General features: G+C 40.8%; 21 protein-coding genes. All 21 read left to right on the top strand.

Annotated elements, in window-relative coordinates:
• Positions 1–289: 289 nt before the first annotated feature.
• The gene (gene hbs / locus ACNO7B_RS10365; RefSeq protein ID WP_003215863.1) at positions 290–568 is read left to right on the top strand and encodes a non-specific DNA-binding protein Hbs; all 279 of its coding nucleotides are present in this window, start codon (positions 290–292) and stop codon (positions 566–568) included.
• Positions 569–758: 190 nt separating this feature from the next.
• Complete coding sequence (gene folE / locus ACNO7B_RS10360; RefSeq protein WP_003215789.1) at positions 759–1,328, top strand: GTP cyclohydrolase I FolE; 570 nt, start codon at positions 759–761, stop codon at positions 1,326–1,328.
• Positions 1,329–1,351: 23 nt separating this feature from the next.
• A complete protein-coding gene (gene mtrB, locus ACNO7B_RS10355) occupies positions 1,352–1,582 on the top strand; it encodes a trp RNA-binding attenuation protein MtrB (RefSeq protein WP_008344541.1) in 231 nt (76 codons plus the stop codon).
• A gap of 115 nt (positions 1,583–1,697) precedes the next feature.
• Positions 1,698–2,465, top strand: coding sequence for a heptaprenyl diphosphate synthase component 1 (locus ACNO7B_RS10350; protein WP_017359760.1), 768 nt, complete (start codon positions 1,698–1,700; stop codon positions 2,463–2,465).
• Positions 2,466–2,468: 3 nt separating this feature from the next.
• On the top strand, positions 2,469–3,173 hold the full coding sequence (locus tag ACNO7B_RS10345) for a demethylmenaquinone methyltransferase (protein WP_007500957.1): 705 nt from the start codon (positions 2,469–2,471) through the stop codon (positions 3,171–3,173).
• 24 nt (positions 3,174–3,197) lie between these two features.
• Positions 3,198–4,160, top strand: a complete 963-nt coding sequence (gene hepT / locus ACNO7B_RS10340; protein WP_007500951.1) for a heptaprenyl diphosphate synthase component II — start codon at positions 3,198–3,200, stop codon at positions 4,158–4,160.
• Between the two features lie 129 nt (positions 4,161–4,289).
• Positions 4,290–4,736, top strand: coding sequence for a nucleoside-diphosphate kinase (gene ndk, locus ACNO7B_RS10335; protein ID WP_003216015.1), 447 nt, complete (start codon positions 4,290–4,292; stop codon positions 4,734–4,736).
• Between the two features lie 144 nt (positions 4,737–4,880).
• A complete protein-coding gene (locus ACNO7B_RS10330) occupies positions 4,881–5,660 on the top strand; it encodes a CheR family methyltransferase (RefSeq protein ID WP_417901483.1) in 780 nt (259 codons plus the stop codon).
• 73 nt (positions 5,661–5,733) lie between these two features.
• The gene (gene aroC / locus ACNO7B_RS10325; protein ID WP_007500947.1) at positions 5,734–6,906 is read left to right on the top strand and encodes a chorismate synthase; all 1,173 of its coding nucleotides are present in this window, start codon (positions 5,734–5,736) and stop codon (positions 6,904–6,906) included.
• Positions 6,906–7,997, top strand: a complete 1,092-nt coding sequence (aroB, locus tag ACNO7B_RS10320) for a 3-dehydroquinate synthase (RefSeq protein WP_417901482.1) — start codon at positions 6,906–6,908, stop codon at positions 7,995–7,997. The genes aroC and aroB overlap by 1 nt, the downstream gene beginning before the upstream one ends.
• Positions 7,994–8,377 (top strand): chorismate mutase, encoded by a 384-nt coding sequence (gene aroH, locus ACNO7B_RS10315; protein ID WP_008344549.1) that lies wholly within the window; start codon positions 7,994–7,996, stop codon positions 8,375–8,377. Before aroB ends, aroH begins: the two co-directional genes overlap by 4 nt.
• Positions 8,378–8,609: 232 nt before the next feature.
• Positions 8,610–10,157 (top strand): anthranilate synthase component I, encoded by a 1,548-nt coding sequence (gene trpE / locus ACNO7B_RS10310; RefSeq protein ID WP_417901481.1) that lies wholly within the window; start codon positions 8,610–8,612, stop codon positions 10,155–10,157.
• Positions 10,129–11,151 carry an anthranilate phosphoribosyltransferase gene (trpD, locus tag ACNO7B_RS10305; protein WP_410685187.1) on the top strand — a complete coding sequence of 341 codons (1,023 nt, stop codon included), beginning with the start codon at positions 10,129–10,131 and terminating at the stop codon, positions 11,149–11,151. Before trpE ends, trpD begins: the two co-directional genes overlap by 29 nt.
• Entirely contained in the window at positions 11,144–11,896 is a 753-nt protein-coding gene (gene trpC, locus ACNO7B_RS10300) for an indole-3-glycerol phosphate synthase TrpC (protein ID WP_052320779.1), read from the top strand. The genes trpD and trpC overlap by 8 nt, the downstream gene beginning before the upstream one ends.
• On the top strand, positions 11,893–12,561 hold the full coding sequence (locus ACNO7B_RS10295) for a phosphoribosylanthranilate isomerase (RefSeq protein WP_052320778.1): 669 nt from the start codon (positions 11,893–11,895) through the stop codon (positions 12,559–12,561). Before trpC ends, ACNO7B_RS10295 begins: the two co-directional genes overlap by 4 nt.
• Positions 12,542–13,741: a tryptophan synthase subunit beta gene (trpB, locus tag ACNO7B_RS10290; protein ID WP_410685186.1), complete on the top strand. Its 1,200-nt coding sequence runs from the start codon at positions 12,542–12,544 to the stop codon at positions 13,739–13,741. Before ACNO7B_RS10295 ends, trpB begins: the two co-directional genes overlap by 20 nt.
• Positions 13,738–14,541: a tryptophan synthase subunit alpha gene (trpA, locus tag ACNO7B_RS10285; protein ID WP_052320776.1), complete on the top strand. Its 804-nt coding sequence runs from the start codon at positions 13,738–13,740 to the stop codon at positions 14,539–14,541. The genes trpB and trpA overlap by 4 nt, the downstream gene beginning before the upstream one ends.
• A gap of 11 nt (positions 14,542–14,552) precedes the next feature.
• Positions 14,553–15,650, top strand: a complete 1,098-nt coding sequence (gene hisC, locus ACNO7B_RS10280; protein WP_017359751.1) for a histidinol-phosphate transaminase — start codon at positions 14,553–14,555, stop codon at positions 15,648–15,650.
• A 117-nt stretch (positions 15,651–15,767) separates the two neighbouring features.
• The gene (locus tag ACNO7B_RS10275) at positions 15,768–16,883 is read left to right on the top strand and encodes a prephenate dehydrogenase (RefSeq protein WP_375830117.1); all 1,116 of its coding nucleotides are present in this window, start codon (positions 15,768–15,770) and stop codon (positions 16,881–16,883) included.
• A 10-nt stretch (positions 16,884–16,893) separates the two neighbouring features.
• Positions 16,894–18,180: a 3-phosphoshikimate 1-carboxyvinyltransferase gene (gene aroA, locus ACNO7B_RS10270; RefSeq protein ID WP_017359749.1), complete on the top strand. Its 1,287-nt coding sequence runs from the start codon at positions 16,894–16,896 to the stop codon at positions 18,178–18,180.
• 289 nt (positions 18,181–18,469) lie between these two features.
• Positions 18,470–19,741 (top strand): tetratricopeptide repeat protein, encoded by a 1,272-nt coding sequence (locus ACNO7B_RS10265; RefSeq protein ID WP_035702924.1) that lies wholly within the window; start codon positions 18,470–18,472, stop codon positions 19,739–19,741.
• The last annotated feature ends 33 nt before the right edge of the window (positions 19,742–19,774 follow it).

Raw genomic sequence — 19,774 nt, 5'->3', positions numbered from 1 at the left:
CAGGCTGAAATTAGGAATATTCGTTCGCAAAAGTGCCCTTAATCCTTGACGAATAAGGATTCTTCCCTTTAAAATGCTTGATATGGTATTTCATATGTGTTAATCTACTTACAGAAAATCTTCACTTTGTTGGACAAACATTCCTTCAAAGAGAAGTTTTCTAATGAAAAGCCATGTATGACGCTTTCTAGACGCTCTTTTTTTCAAAAAAAGTGTATAGAAAGAAGATGAATTGTGAAGAAATGATAACAATCTATTGAATGCATATTTTTGGGAGGAGGTGAAAGGCATGAACAAGACAGAACTTATTAACGCGGTTGCTGAAGCAAGCGAGTTATCTAAAAAAGACGCGACAAAAGCAGTTGATTCTGTTTTTGATACAATTTTAGATGCACTTAAAAATGGTGACAAAATCCAACTTATTGGTTTTGGTAACTTTGAAGTACGTGAGCGTTCAGCTCGTAAAGGACGTAACCCACAAACTGGTGCAGAGATCGAAATCCCTGCAAGCAAAGTACCTGCTTTCAAACCAGGTAAAGCACTTAAAGACGCGGTGGCAGGTAAATAATCGTTATGTGTAATGATCCTATTGAAGGAGTTATACATATACAGTTTCACACTGGTCTAGAAAAGCCCCTTTGATAAGGGGCTTTTCCTTTTGAATCAAATGGTTTGTTTAGAACGCTCTCCTTTGCTTTTAGGATCTGAAGTGTGCTAGAATCTGAATGAAATGTAATCGCCTTTGGAGGATATAATACATGAGTGAAATAAATAAAGAATTAATCGAACACGCGGTACGCGATATATTAAAAGCAATCGGAGAAGATCCAGATCGTGAAGGACTTCTTGATACCCCAAAACGAGTAGCAAAAATGTATGAAGAAGTGTTCTCGGGATTAAATGAAGATCCAAAAGAACATTTTAAAACCATTTTTGGTGAAGATCATGAAGAACTCGTTCTTGTCAAAGATATTGCTTTTCATTCAATGTGTGAACACCATCTTGTGCCATTCTATGGCAAAGCCCATGTCGCTTATATTCCGCGCGGCGGAAAAGTAACGGGACTCAGCAAGCTGGCAAGAGCAGTAGAAGCCGTGGCAAAGCGCCCGCAGCTTCAGGAGCGCATTACATCAACGATTGCAGATAGCATGGTGGAAACTTTAAATCCACATGGTGTGATGATTGTCGTTGAAGCAGAGCATATGTGTATGACGATGCGCGGAGTGAAGAAGCCCGGCGCTAAAACAGTCACTTCAGCCGTACGCGGTACATTTGCAAATGATGCGGCAGCAAGAGCAGAAGTGCTTTCCTTTATTAAAAACGACTAATCCATAGATGGAAGGTGAACAGATTGAGTGAAAATAAAGCATCTGATTTTGTGGTGATTAAAGCCATTGATAATGGTGTCAATGTGATCGGCTTAACTAGAGGTTCCGATACAAGATTTCACCATTCCGAAAAGCTCGATAAAGGTGAAGTCATTATCGCACAATTTACTGAGCACACATCAGCCATCAAAGTGCGGGGCGATGCTGTCATTCAAACAAGCTTCGGTGAAATTCAAAGCGAAGCAAAGAAATAACGCACGACTATGCACTTGATAGCATGAAAGTCAGGCCTGATATGGTATAATAAATCTCTATACAATGTAGAGAGCTACATATGAAACTGTAATTTTTGGGACAAGGGTGATATCTTTGCAAGACATCTACGGAATTTTATCTAATCTGAATATAAAATTAAACAAAAAGCTTTCTCATCCTTATTTGGCGAAGCATTTGCGTGCGCCGCTCATCGATGAAGATAAGCTCCTTCTTTTTCATGCAATGTTTGATGAAGCTCAAATCGATGCTGAGAAAAAAGAAAATTATATTTTAACGGCGATGCTTGTGCAAATTGCCCTTGATACCCATGACGAAGTCACAACTGCTGCAGCCATCAAACAAGACGAGTTCAAAAATCGTCAGTTGACCATCCTAGCAGGAGACTATTTCAGCGGTCTCTATTACTCTCTTCTCTCTGACATGAAAGACATTTACATGATCCGCACTCTCGCCACGGCGATCAAAGAGATTAATGAACATAAAATTAGACTATATGATCGATCCATTCAAGATGCAACCCACTTTTATAAAAGTGTTGCTACAGTAGAATCTGCGCTATTCCAAAGAATTTCTGAGCACTTTCAATTGACGCATTGGAATGAAATTGCAAGTCGCTTCCTTGTTTATAAACGTTTTATGAAACAAGCAGAAGACGACAAACATTTAAAACTTTTTTTGAACGATAGCTATACGGACGCCTATACATGTTTTGACAACTTTGAGAATGAAGGCTATGAAAAGGCCAAACGATCAATCAAGGAGCATCTAGTTTCATCTCCGATCGTTCAAAAAGAGCTATTAAATCGCTTGGATCATATGAAAAATGAACCTGCGTACCATCAGAAAGTGGAAGAAGGGTAAGTCATGCAGCAATCAAAAGAACAGCGAGTACACGGTGTATTTGAAAAAATTTATAAAAACTATGACCAAATGAACTCTGTCATTAGCTTTAAACAGCATAAAAAATGGCGCGATAAAACAATGAAGCTCATGAATGTTCAAAAAGGAGCCAAAGCACTAGATGTATGCTGCGGAACTGCCGATTGGACGATTGCGCTTGCAGACGCTGTTGGAGAAACAGGCGAGGTCAAAGGCCTTGACTTCAGTAAAAATATGCTGAGTGTTGGCGAAACGAAGGTGAAAACAGGCGGCTACAATCAAATTGAGCTGCTCCACGGCAACGCAATGGAGCTTCCTTTTGAGGACAACTCATTTGATTATGTCACAATCGGTTTTGGACTTCGAAATGTCCCTGATTACTTAACAGTGCTAAAGGAAATGACACGAGTGGTAAAACCCGGTGGAATGGTTGTCTGCCTTGAAACATCACAGCCTGAGATGATTGGGTTTAAACAAGGGTATTATGTCTATTTCAAATACATCATGCCGCTCTTTGGCAAGCTGTTTGCCAAAAGCTATCAGGAGTATTCATGGCTTCAAGAATCAGCCAAAACATTCCCTGGCATGAAAGAACTGGCGTCTCTTTTTGAAGAGGCTGGTCTGTCTGATGTCTCGTATCATCCATTTACAGGCGGTGTAGCAGCAACACATATCGGAAAGAAGCTTTGAATAAACGATATTTGGGTGAAAATAATGAAACTAAAAGCAATGATTTCTTTTCTAAATCATGATATCGATATAATTGAAAAAGAGCTTGAACAAACCGTTCGCTCTGATTATGCATTATTAAGTGAAGCCGGTCTTCATTTGCTGCAAGCGGGCGGAAAACGAATCCGCCCCGTTTTTGTTCTCCTTTCAGGCATGTTTGGTGACTATGATATTAATAAAATTAAATATGTAGCCGTAGCGCTTGAATTAATTCATATGGCATCACTTGTCCATGACGATGTCATTGATGATGCAGAACTGAGAAGAGGAAAACCGACGATTAAAGCAAAATGGGACAACAGAATTGCGATGTACACGGGGGATTACTTATTTGCAAGGTCACTCGAGTACATGACGAAAATCAATCACCCAATGGCACATGAAATTTTGTCAAAAATGGTCGTCGAGCTCTGTCTTGGGGAAATAGAACAAGTCAAAGATAAATACAACATGGACCAAAACCTTCGTACATATTTAAGAAGAATTAAACGAAAAACAGCCTTGCTTATTGCAGGTAGCTGCCAATTAGGTGCGATTGCAGCTGGAACAGATGAAAAAACACATAAAGCCCTTTACTGGTTTGGGTACTATGTTGGTATGTCGTACCAAATCATTGATGATGTCCTTGATTTTACATCAACTGAAGAAGAATTAGGTAAACCTGTTGGCGGGGACCTTTTACAAGGAAATGTCACTCTTCCCGTTTTATATGCGCTTCAGAACCCGACTTTAGAAGGTCAGTTGAAGCTGATCAATAGTGAAACGACGGAAAAGCAGCTGAAACCTGTGATTGAACATCTCAAACAAACAGATGCGATCGACCGTTCCATTCGAGTGAGTGAAATGTATTTGAAAAAAGCATTTGAACAGCTCGATCAACTTCCGCGCGGGCGGGCTAAATCTTCATTAGCGTCGATTGCAAAATATATTGGTAAACGAAAATTCTAATCAACGTTTCGTTGATTGGTTTTTTTGTGAAATTTTTTGTCAAAAATTGATTATTATAAAAAAAAATGATACGATCACTTTGTAACAATGTAAGCCTATACATACATAACGACGGGGTGGAGAACGTATATGGACAAAACATTTCTTATGGTCAAACCTGATGGTGTGGAAAGACAATTAATCGGTGAAATTGTGTCAAGATTCGAAAAAAAGGGGCTTCAGCTTGTTGGAGCAAAGCTCATGAGCATTCCAAAAGAAGTAGCAGAAACACATTACGGAGAGCATAAAGAAAAACCATTTTTCGGTGAATTGGTTGACTTTATTACGTCAGGACCTGTATTTGCGATGGTATGGCAAGGTGAACAAGTCGTAGACGTAACAAGGCAGATAATTGGAAAGACAAATCCGAAGGAAGCGCTTCCAGGAACAATAAGAGGCGACTATGGATTAACTGTTGGCAAAAACATTATCCATGGCTCAGACTCACCAGAAAGTGCCGAAAGAGAAATCAACCTGTTCTTCAAACAAGAAGAACTGACAAACTGGGATCAAACGATCTCAAGCTGGATTTATTAATGTTCAAGCCAAAGTGTTCATCAAATGATCACTTTGGCTTTTTTATATTGAGATTTCTATACGAATTTTCGCATGAGATGATACAAATTTATGATAAAAACAGCTATACTAGGACAAAGATAGATGAGACAGGAGAGGACATTGATGGATCAGTATCAAGTATTTGTTGGAAAATGGAAAAAACTAACTGGGGTAGATCTGAACTTATATAAAGAAGCACAAATGAAACGAAGATTAACATCCCTTTATGATAAAAAAGGATATAAAGATTTTGAGGCATTTGCGTCTGCTCTTGAAAAGGACAAAGCACTATTAGATGAAACGATGGATCGAATGACGATCAATGTGTCAGAATTTTACCGAAACTATCAGCGCTGGGAAGTACTTGATCAAAAAATCCTGCCGCTGCTTTCAAAAAACAGTGGCACCCTAAAAATATGGAGTGCAGCTTGCTCTACTGGAGAAGAGCCGTATACACTCTCAATGCTGCTATCAAGCCATCCGCTTGTGAAAGACTTCCAAATTATTGCAACGGATATTGATGATAAAGTCCTGCAATCTGCGCAAAAAGGAAGATATCATGAACGATCTTTGCAAGAGGTGCCAGATCAAATCAAGCAAAAATATTTCACCAAAGAAGATTCTTCATTTTACCTGGTGAAGGATGAGATTCGAAAGCACATTCAATTTAAGAAACACAACCTTTTAGCGGATCCATATGAAAAACAGCTGGATCTCATCGTGTGCCGAAATGTCCTCATCTACTTTACAGAAGAGGCGAAAGAAGAAATTTACTTAAAAATGAGCAGCAGTTTAAAGCAAAACGGCGTATTATTTGTTGGTTCTACAGAACAAATTTTTCACCCAGAAAAGTTTGGATTAACCTCTGCTGATACTTTCTTTTATCAAAAGAAGGGGGAGTAGCTGACTTTTTAGTAGGAAGTGTGTTATTATAGTTTTACTTAAAAGCGTTAATGCGATGAAGGGAGAATAAGTCATGAGGTACTTAACAGCAGGTGAATCACATGGTCCACAACTGACCACAATTATTGAAGGAGTTCCAGCGGGACTTTACATAGAGCAGGATGACATCAATTATGAACTGGCTAGAAGACAAAAAGGTCATGGCCGCGGAAGAAGAATGCAGATTGAAAAAGACCAAGCGAAAGTGTTAAGTGGTGTCCGCCACGGGAAAACATTAGGTTCTCCTATTGCACTTGTTGTTGAAAATAATGATTGGAAGCATTGGACAAAGGTCATGGGTGCAGAACCGATTACTGAAGAAGAAGAGAGTGAAATGAAGCGTCAAATCTCTCGTCCTAGACCAGGGCATGCGGATTTAAATGGTGCGATTAAATATGGTCACCGTGATATGAGAAACGTATTAGAGCGCTCATCAGCACGCGAGACAACAGTTCGTGTAGCAGCAGGTGCAGTAGCGAAACAAATTTTGGCTCATCTTGGAATCAAAGTGGCTGGTCACGTCCTTGAAATTGGTGGAGTAAAAGCTTCCCATACCGCTTATGAATCTATTGAAGATTTGCAAAAAGTAACAGAAGAATCACCTGTTCGCTGCTATGACAGTGAAGCTGGTCAAAAAATGATGGATGCCATTGACGAAGCGAAGAAAAACGGCGATTCAATTGGTGGTATTGTCGAAGTCATCGTTGAAGGGATGCCAGTTGGAGTCGGCAGCTATGTGCACTATGACCGTAAACTGGATAGCAAGCTTGCAGGTGCAGTACTGAGTATCAACGCTTTTAAAGGTGTTGAATTCGGTATTGGATTTGAGGCAGCTTCTAAAAATGGCAGTGAGGTTCATGATGAAATCATCTGGGATGAAGAAAAAGGCTATACGAGAAAAACAAACCGCTTAGGTGGTCTTGAAGGCGGAATGTCAACTGGCATGCCAATCGTCGTAAGAGGGGTTATGAAACCAATCCCAACCTTATACAAACCATTGCAAAGCGTGGATATTGAAACAAAAGAACCTTTCTCTGCAAGTATTGAACGTTCTGACAGCTGTGCTGTTCCAGCCGCAAGTGTTGTGGCAGAAGCAGTCGTTGCATGGGAAATCGCCAATGCAGTGGTTGAGCAGTTTGGTCTTGATCAAATTGACCGCATTAAAGAAAATGTGGACAAAATGCGCCAGCTTCAGAGGGAGTTTTAATGAAAACACTGGAAGTGAAGACGTCTTCAGCCACTTATCCTGTATATATCGGTGATGGGATTAGACAAAATATCGTAGACTTGATTACTTCCACTGGGCGATCCTACACGAAGCTCTTTATCGTGACAGATTCAGCCGTCGATGCCCTTTATGGAGATGAAATGGTTCAATTACTTAAACAGAAATGGTCTGTACAAAAAGTAGTGGTGCCAAACGGAGAACAATCAAAATCTTTTGCGCAGTTTGAGCAGATTCATACGAAAGCCATCCAATTTCAACTCGACCGCTCCTCATGCATCATTGCATTAGGAGGCGGGGTGATTGGAGACTTGGCTGGCTTTGCTGCTGCCACTTACATGAGAGGCATTGATTTTATTCAAGTACCGACCACTCTGCTTGCACACGACAGTGCAGTCGGCGGAAAAACCGGAATCAATCATCCACTCGGTAAAAATTTAATTGGTGCGTTTCATCAGCCGGCTGCTGTTATCTATGATACAAGTATGCTAGAGACACTCTCACCAATAGAGCTGAGATCAGGCTTTGCAGAAGTGATAAAACATGCACTGATTTCAAGTGAAGTCTTTTTATCAGAACTGATGTCCATTCGTTCGTTGACAGAAATATCAAAGGATGAACTGGCACATATGCTTTATCAAGGGATTCAAGTGAAAGCATCCATTGTTCAAGAAGATGAAAAAGAACAAGGTGTGCGGGCATACTTGAATTTAGGTCATACACTAGGGCATGCCATTGAAGCGGAGTATGGATACGGTGCGATCACGCATGGAGATGCCATTGCAATTGGCATGCAGTTTGCTTTATATGTCAGTGAAAAAGAGCAAGGACTCAGCCTAGATCGCGAGAAACTTAAAGTGTGGATGAAAGAACTAGGGTTCCCAGTACAAGTCACACAAACGATTTCAACCAAAACATTTGTCGATCGCATGATTGGTGATAAGAAGGCAAGAGGCGGGAGTGTTCAGTTTGTTTTGCTAAAACAAGTTGGAGACGTCACCCTGCAATCTTTCACAAAAGATGAGCTGTATCACTGGCTCGAAGAATGGAAACGGGAGGAGGGCTGTCTATGATGTTTCGCGGGATACGCGGGGCTACAACTGTGACAGAAGATACAGAAACAGAAGTGTTAACCAAAACGAAGCAGCTGCTAGAAGCGATCATTTCAAAAAATCAAGTAGATCCAGAGCGTGTCGTGCAGATCTTGATTTCAGCTACACAAGATATTCACTCTGTTTTTCCAGCAAAAGCACTCAGGCAGTTTGAAGGATGGACCTATGTGCCTGTCACTTGTATGCAAGAGCTTGACATTGATGGAGGTCTAAAGAAGTGTATTCGCGTTTTAATGACCGTTCAGACAGATGTCAAGCAGGAAGACATACAGCACGTATACTTGGAAGAGGCTGTCACGCTTCGGCCTGATTTACAGTTGACAAAAAACAAGGAATTATAATACGATATGAACAGCCGAAGTTTACACACAGGTGTGAACGGCATTGCAAGCTTAGAGAAGATGAGAATGAGACTAGGGTAGTTGAGATGAGTAGAGTTGAGCAGAGATACGATACTTCTATTTAATCATACTGCCTAAAAGAGCGAAGCCTCTTTTAGGCTTATTTCGTATACTCAAACAAATCCTCAAGATGTCCCCTCATTCTCCTTAATTCCATTTAAGGAGTGTGCTTATGAAATCCCAATCAAACCTTACCCAATTTTTAAGAGACAGTCAGTTTTACAAAACCATCCCGATTGTTGAAACCATTACAGTTGATACGCTCTCACCCATTCAAATTGTCGAGAAACTGAAACAGGATATTGTGTATTTGCTAGAAAGCAAAGACGAATCTTCTAGCTGGTCGAGATATTCCTTTATCGGATTACATCCTTTTTTAACATTACATGACGAGCAAGATCATTATATTGCTCGTGACGCTGCAGGAAAGTCAGTGATGCAAAAAGCGGAGCTGAAAGAGTTGCTTGACTGGATGAAAGAGAAATATCAAATCAAGACACCTGAAATTGATATCCCATTTACTGGCGGAGCCGTAGGGTACTTAAGTTACGACCTCATTCCCAACATTGAGCCGTCTGTGAAGCCGCATCCGAATGCATCAGCAACAGATAATTGTACATTATTTGTTTGTCAAACAATGATCGCATTTGATCATGAAACAAACCAAGTTCATTTTATTCAGTACACGCAGCTGAACGGTCATGAAACAGACGAAGAAAAAATTCTGGTTTATCGAGAAAATCAAAAGCAGCTTGAACTGATGGTACAGCAGCTTCATACAAAAATTGATATGAAAGAACTGATTATCTCAGGGAATATGAATGAACCCCCTTCGTTTGAACAGGTGACGTCTACCTATGAAAAAGCAAAATTTTTAAAGGATGTCGAAAAAATCAAGGAGTATATTCGAGCGGGTGATATCTTCCAGGGTGTACTTTCTCAGCGTTTTGACATTCCAGTGACAGTGAGCTCATTTGAATTATATCGTGTGCTTCGGATCGTCAATCCATCACCGTATATGTATTTTATGAAATTAAAAGATCGAGACTTAGTGGGAAGCTCGCCAGAACGATTAATCCATGCGAAAAACGGTCACTTAGAAATCCATCCAATTGCTGGTACAAGAAAACGAGGAATGACAAAAGAAGAAGATGATGCACTAGCAAGAGAGTTGCTCGATGATGAAAAAGAAAAAGCAGAACATTACATGCTGGTGGATCTGGCTCGAAATGACGTGGGGCGTGTAGCAGAATACGGCAGTGTGTCTGTCCCAACTTTTACAAAAGTCGTGAATTTTTCGCACGTCATGCACATTATTTCTATTGTGACAGGGAAGCTGAAGCAGGATACTCATCCAGTAGACGCGCTTATGTCCGCTTTTCCAGCAGGCACATTGACAGGCGCCCCAAAAATTAGGGCGATGCAATTATTAAACGAAATGGAGCCTGAGCCAAGAGAGACGTATGGCGGCTGTATTGCCTATATTGGTTTCGACGGCAATATCGATTCCTGTATTACCATTCGCACAATGAGCGTCAAACATCAGACTGCTTCAATACAAGCAGGTGCCGGCATTGTCGCTGATTCCGTTCCAGAAAACGAATGGGAAGAGACATGTAATAAGGCAGGAGCACTTCTAAAAGCCATTCAGCTTGCTGAACATATTTTCTCGGAAAAGGAGAGTGTGCCAAATGAATCAACGACTATCAGCTCTTGTTAATGGAGGAAAACTATCAGAAAAAGAAGCGAATGGCCTGATGCATGATATGATGAGCGGCTCGTTAACAGATGCTGAAGTCGCTGCTAGTCTATCTATTTTAGCGCATCGAGGAGAAACCGCCGAAGAAATGACAGGCTTCGTGAAAGCCATGAGGCAGCATGCAGCACCAGTAGAAAGGTCACTTGATGTTGTTGATACGTGCGGGACAGGAGGCGACGGTTTATCAACATTTAATATATCAACAGCCGCTGCCATCGTTGCTTCGGCTGCTGGGGCGAAAATCGCCAAGCACGGAAATCGTTCCGTCTCCTCTAAAAGCGGGAGTGCTGACGTGCTAGAATGTCTTGGTATTCAAATTCAATCCACACCTGAAGAAACAAGACGACAAATACAGCAGAAAAACATGGGCTTTTTATTTGCACCGCTCTATCATTCTTCGATGAAACAAGTAGCCACCGTACGCAAGCAGCTCGGATTTCGGACGGTATTTAACTTATTAGGACCGCTTTGCCACCCGATGCAGGCCAAAAAGCAAATCATTGGTGTGTATGCAAAGAAAAAGGCAAAGCTCATGGCGAAAGCTCTTGCTCCTTTAGAGCCAGAACATGTCCTGTTTGTTTGCGGAGATGATGGGCTGGATGAATTAACCATTACAGCAAATTCATACATCATTGAACTCAAAAAAGGTGTCATGACAGAATATACGTTAAACCCAGAAGACTTCGGACTTGAAAAAGGGCATTTATCAGACATTCAGGTCCACTCACCAGAAGAAAGCGCCAAATTGATTCAGAATATATTGAATTATCAAGCAGGTGGAGCGCCGCTTCATATTACAGCGCTTAATGCTGGGGCCGCATTATATGTGGCAGGAAAAGCAGAGAGTCTGATGGCAGGGACAATGAAAGCATTAGAAACGATCAAAAACGGATCAGCTAAAGAACAATTAGCCCGTCTAAAACAAAAAACGAAAGAGGAAGAGATCTATGCTTAATCAAATTATCGCCCGTAAAAAAGAACATGTGCAAACCTTGCAATTACCTGAGGAAGGACATTATGAAAGACGATCATTTAAAGAAGCCCTTATGAATCCTCACCGCTCGATTGGACTGATTGCTGAGGTGAAAAAAGCGTCTCCTTCCAGAGGAATCATTCAGCCTCATTTTGATCCTTTACAGACAGCGAAAGCATACGAAACATCAAATGCAGATTGTTTATCTGTCTTAACGGATGAACCGTTTTTCCAAGGGAAAAACGAATATTTGTCTCTTATTAAAGAACACATCACACGTCCTATTTTAAGAAAAGATTTCATTATTGACTCTATACAAATAGAAGAATCGAAACGGATAGGGGCAGATGCCATTTTATTAATTGGAGAGGTGCTTGAGCCGCAAAAGCTGTATGAGCTCTATACAGAAGCGCAAGAAAAAGGACTGGATGTCCTCGTTGAAGTACATGCAGCACATACACTAGAAAAGATTTTACACCTATTCACTCCTGAGATCATCGGTGTGAACAACCGGAATCTCAATACGTTTACAACAACTGTTGAACAAACAAAAGAGATCGCGCCACTTGTTCCAAAAGACGTATTACTAGTAAGTGAAAGCGGCATAAAGACATTTGATGATCTGACCTTTGTGAAACAGCACGGAGCAAATGCCGTTCTTGTTGGTGAATCTTTAATGAGGGAACAATCACAGGAGAAAGCCGTTCAGGCATTGTTCGGAGAATGAAGGAAATTAAGCCTTACTTAAAATATTGCGGTGCTGTCTCACAAGAGGATGTCGCATGCATCTCGCAATCTCAAGCGGATGCCATCGGTTTTATTTTTGCGCCGAGTAAAAGACGGGTTGATCCAGATCAAGTGAAACACTGGCTGTCACAAGTAAAATGTAAAAAAGAGATCGTGGGGGTATTTGTGAATGAAAAAACACCAAAAGTGTGCGAGATTACAAACAACCTCCCCTTAGATATTGTGCAGCTTCATGGTGATGAGACGCCAGAAGATGCAAGCGACATCAAACAACAAACGAAGGCTCTCGTTTGGAAAGTGTTCCATCACGAACCCGATGTAAACGACACACTTGAACATATGACGGCATTCGCTCCAAGTGTCGACGGTTTTCTCATTGATGCGAAAGTGAAAGGAATGAGAGGCGGTTCTGGAACAGCTTTTGCATGGGAGGCAGTGCCTTCATATGTTCAGCTTGCAAAACAACTGGGGAAAACTTGCGCCATTGCTGGCGGGATCACGCCAGATACCATAATAGATCTGCTTGCTTTTGGTCCAGACGCCATAGACCTTTCAAGCGGTATAGAAGAAAACGGGAAGAAAAGCAGTACAAAGATGAAAGCGCTCGAAGAAAGGATGTTGAACCATGTACGCATATCCAAATGAGATTGGCAGATATGGAGAATTTGGAGGGAAATTCGTTCCTGAAACGCTCATGCAGCCACTAGAAGAGATCGAACAAGCTTTTCGTGAATTAAAAGAAGACCCTGCTTTTCAAAAGGAATATATATCGCTTTTGAAAAACTATTCAGGCAGACCAACTGCACTCACATATGCTGATCAATTATCGGCATATCTCGGCGGTGCTAAAATCTATTTAAAAAGAGAAGATTTAAACCATACAGGCGCTCATAAAATTAACAATGCGCTTGGGCAGGCACTGCTAGCGAAAAAAATGGGGAAATCAAATATCATCGCCGAAACAGGAGCAGGTCAGCACGGTGTAGCTGCTGCAACAGTGGCCGCAAAATTCGGTTTATCCTGCACTGTATTTATGGGAAAAGAAGATGTGGAAAGACAATCACTCAATGTGTTCCGAATGAAACTACTCGGCGCTGAAGTCATACCTGTCACAAGCGGGAACGGAACATTAAAAGATGCAACCAATGAAGCCATCCGCTATTGGGTCCAGCATTGCAGTGACCACTTTTATATGATCGGCTCAGTCGTTGGACCTCATCCGTATCCTCAAATCGTCAGTGAATTTCAGCGGATGATCGGAGATGAGGCAAAAGCGCAGATACTTGAAAAGGAAGGGCAGCTTCCTCATAAAGTCGTTGCCTGTGTTGGCGGAGGGAGCAATGCGATAGGGATGTACCGGGCGTTCTTAGATGAAGAGGTCGATATCATTGGTGTAGAAGCTGCTGGAAAAGGAATCGACACTCCGCTTCATGCAGCGACCATCACGAAAGGGACAAAAGGTGTCATACATGGATCTTTGACATACTTGATTCAAGACAAATTTGGTCAAATTATTGAGCCTTATTCAATTTCAGCTGGATTAGACTATCCGGGGATCGGACCAGAGCATGCGTATTTGCATGCGAACGGCCGGGTTCAATATGTGAGTGCGACAGATCAAGAAGCACTAGATGCGTTAAAGCTGCTCACAGAAAAAGAAGGAATCCTGCCAGCAATCGAATCTGCACATGCTTTAGCCAAAGCGTTTGAAATGAGCCAGAACATGAGTGAAGACGACATTGTCCTTGTCTGCTTGTCAGGCAGAGGAGATAAGGACGTGCATACATTAATGAATGTGCTTGAAAGTGAGGGTGAAACAAAATGATCACATTTCAATTAGAGCAAGGTCAGAAATTATTTATTCCCTTTATTACAGCGGGTGATCCATCAGAAGAGATCACCATTGATTTAGCCCTCGCGCTTCAAGCAGCAGGGGCACATGCGATTGAACTAGGTGTGCCGTATTCTGATCCGTTAGCGGACGGCCCTGTCATTCAAAGAGCTTCTAAAAGAGCACTTCATCATGGTATGAATATCGTAAAAGCGATAGAATTAGCAGGAAAGATGAAAAAAAACGGCGTAAAAATTCCTGTAATTCTATTTACGTATTATAATCCTGTGTTACAATTAGACACAGAATACTTTTTCGCTTTACTGCGCAAAAATCATATTTCGGGACTCTTAACACCCGACTTGCCTTTTGAAGAGAGCAGCGAGCTGCAGAAGAACTGTCAAGCACACGACATTTCATATATATCACTCGTTGCACCAACAAGCAAGGAACGATTAGAAAAAATTGTAGAGCAGGCAGAAGGTTTTGTGTATTGTGTTTCATCTCTCGGCGTCACAGGTGTCAGACAATCTTTCGACGCATCGATTACAGATTTTATTCAACAAGTGAAAGAGCTGAGTCAAATACCAGTTGCTGTAGGTTTTGGTATTTCAACAAGAGAACAAGTAGACTCAATGAATAAAATGAGTGATGGTGTCGTTGTCGGCAGTGCGCTTGTCAAAAAAATTGAAGAGCTTCAAGAACAATTAGTAGCAAGTGATACACGCCAAGAGGCTTTAAGAGAATTTGAAACATATGCAAAAACATTTAGTCCCCTCTATTCATTCAAATGAGGTGAAACATTTTGCAAATCAAAGATCAATTAAAACAGCTAAAACCGTATCAACCTGGGAAACCAATTGAAGAGGTCAAAAAAGAATATCAATTAGACAAAATTGTGAAATTGGCTTCAAATGAAAACCCTTTTGGATGTTCCACACATGCAAGAGAGGCCATACAAGCTGAACTTGAACATTTAGCGATTTATCCAGACGGATACAGCGCAAGTTTAAGAACGGAACTGGCTGAGTTTCTTCAAGTAAATGAAAAACAATTAATATTCGGGAATGGCTCAGATGAACTTGTGCAAATTATTGCTAGGGCATTCCTTGATCAACATACAAATACGGTGATCCCATCTCCGTCATTCCCGCAATACCGTCACAATGCAGTGATTGAGCATGCAGAGATTAGAGAAGTACCACTTCTAAATGGTGGAGCTCATGATCTAAAGGGAATGCTGGATGCGATGGATGACAACACAAAAGTCGTTTGGGTGTGTAACCCGAACAATCCGACAGGAAATCATTTGTCAGAATCTGAGCTCGTATCGTTCTTAGATCAAGTGCCTGCTCACGTGCTTGTCGTTCTAGATGAAGCATATTTTGAATATGTTCGCGCAGAAGACTTTCCGAACAGTTTATCTCTATTAAAAGCCTATCAAAATGTCATTGTATTGCGCACATTCTCTAAAGCATATGGACTTGCGGCACTTCGAGTAGGTTATGGGGTTGCTTCAGAGGAATTGATTACCGCCATTGAACCTGCGAGAGAGCCATTTAATACAAGTCGTATCGCTCAGGCAGCTGCACGTGCAGCCATTAAAGATCAAGACTTCATTCAATCGTGCAGACAAAAAAATGAAGCAGGTCTTAAACAATATCAAGAATTTGCAGACCGTTTTGGATTATTTATCTATCCATCTCAAACAAACTTTGTGCTGATTGATTTTAAAAGAGATGCAGATGAGCTGTTCAATGCACTTTTGAAAAAGGGCTATATCGTTCGATCTGGTCAAGCTCTCGGATTCCCAACTTCTTTGCGTATTACTGTTGGAACGAAGGAGCAAAATGAAGAAATCTTAACTACACTTGCCGATTTATTACAAGGCATCCGTGCGTAGCATAACAATGAAGTCATATCCTGTTTATGGGATATGGCTTTCGTTGTAACTCATCCAATATACATATAAGCTATTGAAACAGCTTGTTTAATTTTCGCGAAAAATCAGGTGATGAACATGAATGAAGCAAACGAAACCATATTAATCGCTGGACTTGGTTTAATTGGTGGTTCTATTGCACTGTCGATTAAAAAAGAATTTCCACATAAAAAAATTGTAGGCTATGATGTCTCTAAAGAACAAATGATTGCTGCAACAAAACTAGGGATCATTGACGCGACTGCCGAGTCCTTTATAGAAGGCTTAAAAGCATCAGCAACGATTATTTTGGCAACGCCAGTACAACAAACCGTCAAAATGTTAAGTGATATTGCAGCATCTGGAATTGAAAGAGAGCTCACGATTACGGATGTAGGGAGCACAAAGCAAAAGGTCGTTCACTTTGCTGAAAAAACGTTGCCTGATCATTACCAATTTATTGGCGGGCATCCGATGGCAGGGTCTCATAAATCAGGTGTCATTGCAGCGAAAGACTTTTTATTTGAAAATGCATTCTACATTTTAACGCCAGCAAAGGTAACAAGTCGTCAGGCTGTTGACCGTTTGAAGGATCTGCTGAAGGGAACCAATGCTCATTTCATTGAAATGACACCCGAAGAACATGATGCTGTGACAAGTGTGATTAGTCACTTTCCACATATCGTCGCTGCCAGTCTTGTGCATCAAGCGCATCATTTTGAAGAAGAATTTCCTCTTGTAAAACGGTTTGCTGCTGGAGGCTTTCGAGATATTACCCGTATTGCATCAAGTAATCCTGCAATGTGGCGCGATATCCTCTTGCACAATAAAAACAAGATTTTAGACCGATTTCATGAATGGAAAAAAGAGATTGGCCGCATTGAATCCTTTGTGCAACAAGAAGATGCTGAGGGGTTATTCTCTTATTTCCAAGAGGCCAAGGAATATCGCGACGGCCTGCCTCTGAGGAAAAAAGGAGCGATCCCTGCTTTTTATGATCTTTATGTCGATGTGCCGGATCATCCTGGTGTTATTTCGGAAATTACAGGATATCTAGCAAATGAAAACATTAGTATTACAAATATCCGTATTATTGAGACGCGAGAAGACATTAACGGGATTTTACGCATCAGTTTTCAAACAGATGACGATCGAAAGCGGGCAGAACTCTGTATAAAAAATAGAGCAAATTACGATACATTTTATGCTGATTGAGGTGAGGAACATGAAAATTCATAAAAGTGCTCCTATGAATGGAGAAATTCATATTCCAGGAGATAAATCCATTTCTCATAGATCTGTGATGTTTGGCGCTATTGCTGACGGTACTACAGTAGTAAAAAACTTTCTTCCTGGCGCTGATTGTTTAAGCACGATTGATTGTTTTAGAAAAATGGGTGTCGACATCGAACAAAAAGGTACAGATGTTGTCATTCATGGTAAGGGACTAAAAGGACTTAAAGAGCCGAGTGATATTCTCGATGTCGGTAACTCTGGCACGACTATTCGTTTAATGATGGGAATCTTGGCTGGCTGTGAGTTCCACAGTACGCTGATCGGAGACGAAAGTATTGCCAAAAGACCGATGAAACGGGTAACAGGTCCGCTAAGACAATTAGGAGCCAAGATAGATGGCAGAGCAAGTGGCGAGTATACACCGCTTTCTATTCGTGGGGGCAATTTAAAAGCTATCTCTTATGAGTCTCCAGTTGCCAGTGCCCAGATTAAGTCGGCTGTACTTCTAGCTGGACTGCAGGCAGAAGGAACAACGACGTTAACTGAACCGCATAAATCAAGAGACCATACCGAAAGAATGTTATCAATGTTTGGTGTCTCGCTACATGAAGATGCACAAAGTGTTTCAATTGAAGGTGGACAAACGTTAAAAGCAACAGATGTATTTGTCCCTGGAGATATTTCTTCAGCTGCATTTTTCTTAGTGGCTGGATCTATCGTTCCAAACAGCCGGATTGTATTGAGAAATGTCGGTTTGAACAAAACGAGAACTGGTATTATAGATGTGCTAAAACAAATGGGTGCAGACCTCGACATTCAAGAAGTGGATGCTAAAGGCGGAGAACCGTACGGTGATTTAACGATCTCTACCTCTTCATTAAAAGGGATCGACATTTCAGGTGATATGATCTCTAGACTGATCGACGAAATTCCTATTATTGCGCTCCTAGCTACTCAAGCAGAAGGAACAACGATCATTAAAGATGCCGCTGAATTAAAAGTGAAAGAAACCAATCGTATTGATACAGTCGTTTCAGAACTTAAAAAACTAGGTGCTCATATTGAAGCAACAGATGATGGAATGAAGATTCATGGTAAAACGAGCCTTAAAGGCGGCGCAGTCGTCTCAAGCTACGGAGATCATCGAATTGGTATGATGTTAGGAATTGCGGCATGTATAACAGAGCAAGCAATCGAGATTGAAGATACAGATGCAGTACGTGTATCTTACCCAAATTTCTTTGAACACATTGAATACTTAACGCAAACAGTCTGAGGATTTCCTCAGGCTTTTTCTTTCCTTTTGCATATTTGAAAGAACTATAGCATAGCTTGTCTCAAGGTGAAACCTTGAAAAAGAGCATTTTGCTGATTCAAAAACAATTTTTTAGCGTATTCGGTTTACAAATCGTCAGTTTAGTAAAGTATTGATTGAAAAAGAGTCTTCAAAACACAAAAATGGCTTCATGTTAAAAGAGCAACATATTTGCTGGATATGCAGCTGTCGATTATGATATGAAGTAACAACAGTTTAGGTTTTTGGAAACAGAAAGGAACGGTTTGATTTGAATAGTTCATTACAAGAAGCCATAAAATTAGTTGAGGCGGGTGAGACTGAAAAGGGACTCCAAACACTTGCTCAAGCAGAGAAGCATCTTCATGATGAAGAAAAAGCGCAGGCAGCTCAGTTATATTATGACTGGGGAGATATTGATAAAGCACGGAATCTCATTAGTGATTTACATGATTTATATCCAGAAGAAACAGGATTAACCTGTTTTTATGCAGAGCTTTTAATAGACTCTGACGAAGAAGAGAAGGCAATAGCAGTTCTTGAAACGATTCCTGAAGATGACGATGCGTATCCAGAGAGTTTATTGTTAATGGCAGATTTGTATCAAATGCAAGGACTATTTGAAGTCAGTGAACAAAAGCTTTTAAAAGCGAAAGAGTTACTACCTCATGAAGCCGTCATTGATTTTGCTTTAGGGGAATTGTATTTTTCTCAAGGTCTTTCAAAGAAAGCAGCCGACTATTTCTACAAAGTGGCCGATCAACAAAATGAAATTGGCGGTGTCAATGTATATCAGCGGCTCGCTGAATCATTAAGCACAGCTGGAGAATTTGAAGATGCCCTTGAATGGTATGAAAAGGCTGTAAAGGATCAAGTGGATCCAAATACACTTTTTGGCTATGGATTTACAGCGATGAGGGCTGGCAGAACGAAAACGGCTATTCAGCAGCTTTCTGAACTAAAAGATATTGATCCTTCGTATTCGTCACTTTATATGCCTTTAGCCAAAAGCTATGAGGAAGAAGGACTATATCATGAAGCTTTAGAGATAGTAAAAGAAGGAATTAAAGTGGATGAGTATAACAAAGAGTTATATTTATATGGGGCAAAGATTGATTTGAAAAATGGCCATTCGGAAGATGCGAAAAAATTGCTTCAAGAAGCACTTGCTCTTGATCCAGGATATATTGAAGCAGTTCAAACGCTGCTTGCGATCTATTTAAATGAAGAGCTGTTTGATGAAATTCTGGATGTGATTAAAGAGGTTAAAAGTTTTGGGGAAGAAGATCCAAAATGGAATTGGTATGCTGCTTCTGCTTCTGTCGGACGAGAAGAATATGATGAAGCCGCTGAGTATTTCAAACTTGCTCTGCCTGATTTTGATGAGGAACGTGACTTTTTATATGAATATGCTTCGTTCCTTTTAGAAGAAGGCAGACAAAAAGAAGCCTTGCCGTTATTACGAAAAGTTCTTCAGAAAGATGGCACGAATGAAGAAATTGAAGAAACGATTTTAAGAATTGAAGACGAAATTTCCTTATAGTTTGCAGGAATGAAGAACTGGTTTGTTGAATAA

The organism is Bacillus sp. AK25 (assembly GCF_048270685.1).
In the GTDB taxonomy this organism is placed as follows: Bacteria; Bacillota; Bacilli; order Bacillales; family Bacillaceae; genus Bacillus; species Bacillus altitudinis.
This window is presented reverse-complemented; position numbering and strand designations above follow the sequence as displayed.